Annotated in this window: 1 protein-coding gene; it reads left to right on the forward strand. The window is 59.5% G+C overall.

Features of this window, described 5'->3' with window-relative positions; translation table 11 throughout:
• A partial coding sequence (locus C5P05_RS00220) for a peptidoglycan-binding domain-containing protein (protein WP_198674553.1) occupies positions 1-188 on the forward strand: 188 nt, incomplete at its 5' end.
• Positions 189-598: the final 410 nt, after the last annotated feature.

Genomic DNA, 598 nt, shown 5'->3' on the forward strand with positions numbered 1-598 from the left:
TGCAGCTACTGACGCGCAGCCAGTTGCTGGCGCTGCAGACGGTGCTGAACGCACGTGGCTTCGACAGCGGCACGCCCGACGGCATGATGGGTCCGGCCACATTGCGCGGCGTTCGCCGATACCAGCACAGCCTGGGCCTGCCGGCGGACGGCTATCCGACCCTGGACCTTCTGCAGCGCCTGCGGTGACGCACCGGCACCGCGCCTTGAGGCAGTCAGTACCGAGTCTTGGCCTGCAACACGCACCTCGCTTTCTAGTGTCCTACGAGAGCATCGCCCATCCGTTTGAGTGGAAGTTCACCCGAGCCGACCTGAACGCAATGATGGCGCGCAGCGCTCACGCTATGCCGAAAAGCTGGCGGCTTGAAAAATACGTGTGTGAACTTCTGAAATGGAACACTAAGGTTGAGCGTATCGCCGTGTTGCACGACTCAGATAAGACTAAGCATAGACCGCTCTGCTTAGTAACTTAAGAGTAAGCAACTGGGGAACACACATTGACGCGATGAGCGCGTCAATGCATTAGTCGTCAACGAATGGTTTGAGGTTGCCAGCGATGGGGCAGCAAGTCGCCCACCTGACTGGCGCGTTGGGTCGGC

Source organism: Rhodoferax ferrireducens, assembly GCF_003347515.1.
Classification (GTDB): domain Bacteria; phylum Pseudomonadota; class Gammaproteobacteria; order Burkholderiales; family Burkholderiaceae_C; genus Rhodoferax.